Here is a 4,519-nt window from a genome sequence, read left to right as displayed (position 1 = left end):
GGACGATGTCGCCGCGCCAGCATGGTGAGGTCTTCGTCACCGATGATGGGGCGGAGACAGATCTCGACCTTGGCCATTATGAGCGCTTCACAGGTGTCTCTGCCCGCCAGTCGGACAACATCACGACGGGCCGCATCTATCAGGACATTATCGAGAAGGAACGCCGCGGCGACTTTCTTGGCGCGACCATCCAGGTCATTCCGCACGTCACCGACGCCATCAAGGAATTCGTCCTTTCCGATCCGGGCGAGGAGGTCGACTTCGTTCTCTGCGAGATCGGCGGCACAGTTGGCGACATTGAAGGCCTGCCATTCTTCGAAGCCATCCGCCAGCTGGGCCAGGAACTCGGGCCGGAGCGCGCCTGCTTCATCCATCTGACGCTGCTGCCTTATATTCCGGCAGCCGGCGAGATGAAGACCAAGCCGACCCAGCACTCGGTGAAGGAGCTGCGCTCGATCGGTATTCAGCCGCAGATCCTGCTCTGCCGCTGCGACCGTCCGATCCCGGAGACAGAAAAGGGCAAGATTGCAAGCTTCTGTAATGTCCGCCCGTCGAGCGTGATCGAGGCGCGCGATGTCGGCCATATCTATGATGTGCCGGCCGCCTACCATGCCGAAGGGCTCGACACAGAAGTGCTCTGGCATTTCCGGATGCCGGACGCCCCTCTGCCGGATTTGACGCGCTGGAACGAGATTGCCAGGACAATCCACAATCCGGACGGCGAGGTCTGTATCGGGCTGGTGGGCAAGTACACCGATGTGCCGGACGCCTATAAATCAGTGTCCGAGGCGCTGGTGCATGGCGGTCTGGCCAACAAGGTGCGGGTGAAAGTCCGTATGATCGATTCTGAACAGTTCGACGACGAGCACCATCCGCTGGATATTCTGGAAGGCGTCCACGGAGTTCTTCTGCCCGGCGGTTTCGGTGAGCGAGGCGCGCATGGCAAGATGCGGGCAGCCCGGTTTGCCCGAGAGCGGAAAATCCCGTGCTTCGGCATCTGTTACGGCATGCAATTGTCCGTCGTCGAGACGGCCCGGCATCTTGCGGGCATCAAGGCCGCATCGACCACCGAATTTGGTCCGACCGACGAGCCTGTCGTTGGCCTTATCGAAGAGTGGACCAAAGGCAATGTGAAAATCACGCGCGATGAGAACACCGACAAGGGTGGTACGATGCGTCTTGGCGCCTATCCGGCAATCCTGACCGAAGGAAGTAAAGTCGCTGAAATCTACGGCGCGCGTGAAATCTCCGAGCGCCATCGCCACCGCTATGAGGTGAACCGCGGCTATATCGAGGACATGGAAAAAGCAGGCGTGACCTTCTCGGGCATGTCACCGGATGGCCTGTTGCCGGAGATTATCGAGCTTGAGGATCACCCCTGGTTCATCGGGGTCCAGTTCCATCCGGAACTCAAGTCCCGGCCATTCGAACCTCACCCGCTGTTTGCAAGTTTTATCGAGGCCGCAAAAGTACAGTCACGCCTCGTCTGACGGGTTGCATTCCTGATGACGCGCCAGTATACGCGCGGTTTGGATTCACGCGAGGTGCAATTGCGCCCGCAAAAACTCTGGAACACGATCATGGCAGTCCCAAAGCGAAAAACAACGCCGTCCAAGCGTGGCATGCGCCGCGCCCACGATCGGCTCGACAATAATGCCTATATTGAAGACGCAGATTCCGGCGAGCTTCGCCGCCCGCACCACATCGATCTGAAGACCGGTGTGTATCGCGGCCGCCAGGTGCTGGAGCCGAGTGACGATTAAGCGCTAACGCGCCCGGCAAGTTTGTTTGTAGTAGCCCCGTAGGTCCTGACCTGCGGGGCTTTTACTTATTTGCGTCGCGGTACACAGGCTCGTTCGTCGTGGCGTTGCCGTCTTCTCCCATTGCAGAGGTTTTCCGTTTGTCTCGCGCTGACTTTGCGCGAAAGTAAGAGAAGAGGCCCCAGCCAAGGGCTATAACAATTGTTACCAGAGCCAGGATGAAGACAAAGTTCGGCGCATCCATATCAAGACGGTCCTTTCTGCGGGCAATACGTGTCAGGAGTTAGATGAATGCTTGGCCAGCGGCGTTGGTTCCGGCGCGTTCGGTCGCATTTCGTCTGTCCCAGCTTGCCCGCAGCTCACATTCGGACTATGCGCCAAGAAATAACTTCTGCCCGCGCTCAAGGGGAGCCGAATGACCGAAATTGTTGATATCTTTGCCCGCCAGATACTTGATAGCCGGGGCAACCCGACCGTTGAAGTCGATGTTACGCTGGACGGCGGCTCGACAGGCCGCGCAGCAGTGCCTTCAGGCGCATCGACCGGCGCCTATGAGGCGCACGAGCTTCGTGACGGCGAAGACGCCTATGGCGGTAAGGGCGTTCACAAGGCGATCGATGCGGTGAATGGCGAAATCAATGACGAGCTGGTCGGAATTGATGCAACCGAGCAGCGCCTGATCGACGGCTTGATGATCGAGCTCGATGGGACTGACAACAAGAAGAGGCTCGGCGCCAATGCGATTCTCGGCGTCTCCATGGCGGTTGCCAAGGCAGCAGCCGAAAGCTGCGGCCTGCCGCTCTACCGTTATGTTGGCGGATCGAATGCGCGCATTTTGCCGACGCCGATGATGAACATCATCAATGGCGGCGCACATGCCGACAATCCGATCGACATCCAGGAATTTATGGTGATGCCGGTTGAGGCCGAGAGCATCGCAGACGCGGTACGCATCGGCGCGGAAGTGTTTCAATCGCTCAAGAAGCAGCTTCACGATGCAGGCCACAATACCAATGTCGGAGACGAGGGCGGGTTTGCGCCCAACCTTGCATCGACCGATGAAGCGATTGGTTTCATCATGAAGGCCATCGAGAAAGCCGGCTACAAGCCTGGCGACGAAGTCGCGCTCGCGCTCGATGCTGCGTCCACGGAATTCTATAAGGACGGCAAATACGTCCTGGCCGGCGAGAACAAGTCGCTCGATGCCGAGGGCATGGCGAAATATCTCGAAGACTTGGTCAATCGCTATCCGATTATCTCCATCGAAGACGGCATAGCAGAAGATGACTGGGACGGCTGGCGCATCCTGACCGAGACAGTCGGTGACAAATGCCAGCTCGTTGGCGATGATCTTTTTGTCACCAATCCAGAGCGCCTTGCCATGGGTCTGGAGCGCGGCGCTGCCAACTCGATCCTGGTCAAGGTCAACCAGATCGGGACCCTGTCGGAGACACTGGACGCAGTCGAACTTGCCCATCGCCACGCCTATACGGCGGTAATGTCTCACCGTTCGGGCGAAACCGAGGACGCGACGATTGCTGACCTCGCCGTTGCTGTAAATTGCGGGCAGATCAAGACCGGTTCGCTGTCGCGCTCTGATCGGCTCGCCAAATACAATCAGCTAATCCGCATCGAAGAAGAGCTTGGCGCTGCTGCGCTTTATGCAGGTCGCGCGCTCATCAACGCCTAGCGTAAGACTTTATTTACCCTGATCGATTCCACTGCTGATTCGCTATTCAGTAGAGGTAATCCCATGGCTCCCAAATATGTCGCCGCATCCTTGTGCGCGTTGACGGCCTATTTCGCCTATCACGCCTTTGCGGGCGAGCAGGGGCTAGGCCACTGGAGCGATATGCAGACAGTGCTGGCGGGCAAGCAGGCCGAACTTGCAAAGGTAAAACAGGCCAATGATGCTTTACGCGCGGACATTGCGAGACTGACGCCCGGCACGGTCGATCGAGATCTTGTGGAACTTCTTGCCCGCGAAGACCTTGGGTTTGTGTATCCTGACGAAATCGTCCTCATGACAAATGCGTCACGTCCTGCATTTTGACATAGGTGCTAAAACTGGACGAACCCCCCGTTCTCGATACATAAAGCGGTATCAAAGCAGGAGGTCTCATGGCCAAGGCGCCAGCGAAGAGCAAAAGCTCTTCCAAGAAAAACAAGCTCAACCGTGACGAAGCCCTAGAGTATTATCGCGACATGCTATTGATCCGCCGCTTCGAAGAGCGCGCTGGGCAGCTTTACGGCATGGGCAAGATCGCTGGGTTCTGTCACCTCTATATCGGCCAGGAAGCTGTCGTAACCGGCATGCAGGCCTGCCTCAAGGAAGGTGATCAGGTAATCACCGGCTACCGGGACCACGGCCATATGCTTGCCTGTGACATGGACCCCAAAGGGGTGATGGCTGAGCTGACGGGCCGCGCCGATGGCTATTCCAAAGGCAAGGGCGGCTCCATGCACATGTTCTCGAAAGAGAAGAACTTCTATGGTGGGCATGGCATCGTTGGGGCCCAGGTGCCGATCGGCACGGGTCTCGGGTTTTCCAATAAGTATCGCGGCACGGACAATGTCTGCCTCGCCTATTTTGGGGATGGAGCAGCCAATCAGGGGCAGGTCTATGAGAGCTTCAATATGGCCTCTCTATGGGACCTCCCGGTCGTATACGTCATCGAGAACAATCAGTATGCGATGGGAACGAGCGTCGCCCGCGCATCTGCCGAGATCGAGCTTTTCAAGCGTGGAATTTCCTTCGA

The 4,519-nt window shown here is 57.7% G+C and carries 5 protein-coding genes; all 5 read left to right on the top strand.

What is annotated here, in order from left to right:
* Positions 1-1,490 (top strand): CTP synthase (locus WA989_RS14110; RefSeq protein WP_424341125.1); only part of this gene is annotated, 1,490 nt, incomplete at its 5' end.
* 90 nt (positions 1,491-1,580) lie between these two features.
* Positions 1,581-1,763, top strand: a complete 183-nt coding sequence (rpmF, locus tag WA989_RS14105; protein WP_424341124.1) for a 50S ribosomal protein L32 — start codon at positions 1,581-1,583, stop codon at positions 1,761-1,763.
* 412 nt (positions 1,764-2,175) lie between these two features.
* Positions 2,176-3,450, top strand: coding sequence for a phosphopyruvate hydratase (gene eno, locus WA989_RS14100; protein ID WP_424341123.1), 1,275 nt, complete (start codon positions 2,176-2,178; stop codon positions 3,448-3,450).
* Between the two features lie 63 nt (positions 3,451-3,513).
* Positions 3,514-3,813: an FtsB family cell division protein gene (locus WA989_RS14095; RefSeq protein ID WP_424341122.1), complete on the top strand. Its 300-nt coding sequence runs from the start codon at positions 3,514-3,516 to the stop codon at positions 3,811-3,813.
* 68 nt (positions 3,814-3,881) lie between these two features.
* A partial coding sequence (locus WA989_RS14090; protein ID WP_424341121.1) for a thiamine pyrophosphate-dependent enzyme occupies positions 3,882-4,519 on the top strand: 638 nt, incomplete at its 3' end.

The organism is Henriciella sp. (assembly GCF_049649345.1).
In the GTDB taxonomy this organism is placed as follows: domain Bacteria; phylum Pseudomonadota; class Alphaproteobacteria; order Caulobacterales; family Hyphomonadaceae; genus Henriciella.
The sequence above is the reverse complement of the archived record's forward strand: the minus strand, read 5'-3'. Positions and strand labels throughout refer to the sequence as shown.

Bases quoted from the DNA above. Each gene is read 5' to 3' on its own strand.
- rpmF (WP_424341124.1), top strand. From the start codon at position 1,581: ATGGCAGTCCCAAAGCGAAAAACAACGCCGTCCAAGCGTGGCATGCGC.
- eno (WP_424341123.1), top strand. From the start codon at position 2,176: ATGACCGAAATTGTTGATATCTTTGCCCGCCAGATACTTGATAGCCGG.
- WA989_RS14095 (WP_424341122.1), top strand. From the start codon at position 3,514: ATGGCTCCCAAATATGTCGCCGCATCCTTGTGCGCGTTGACGGCCTAT.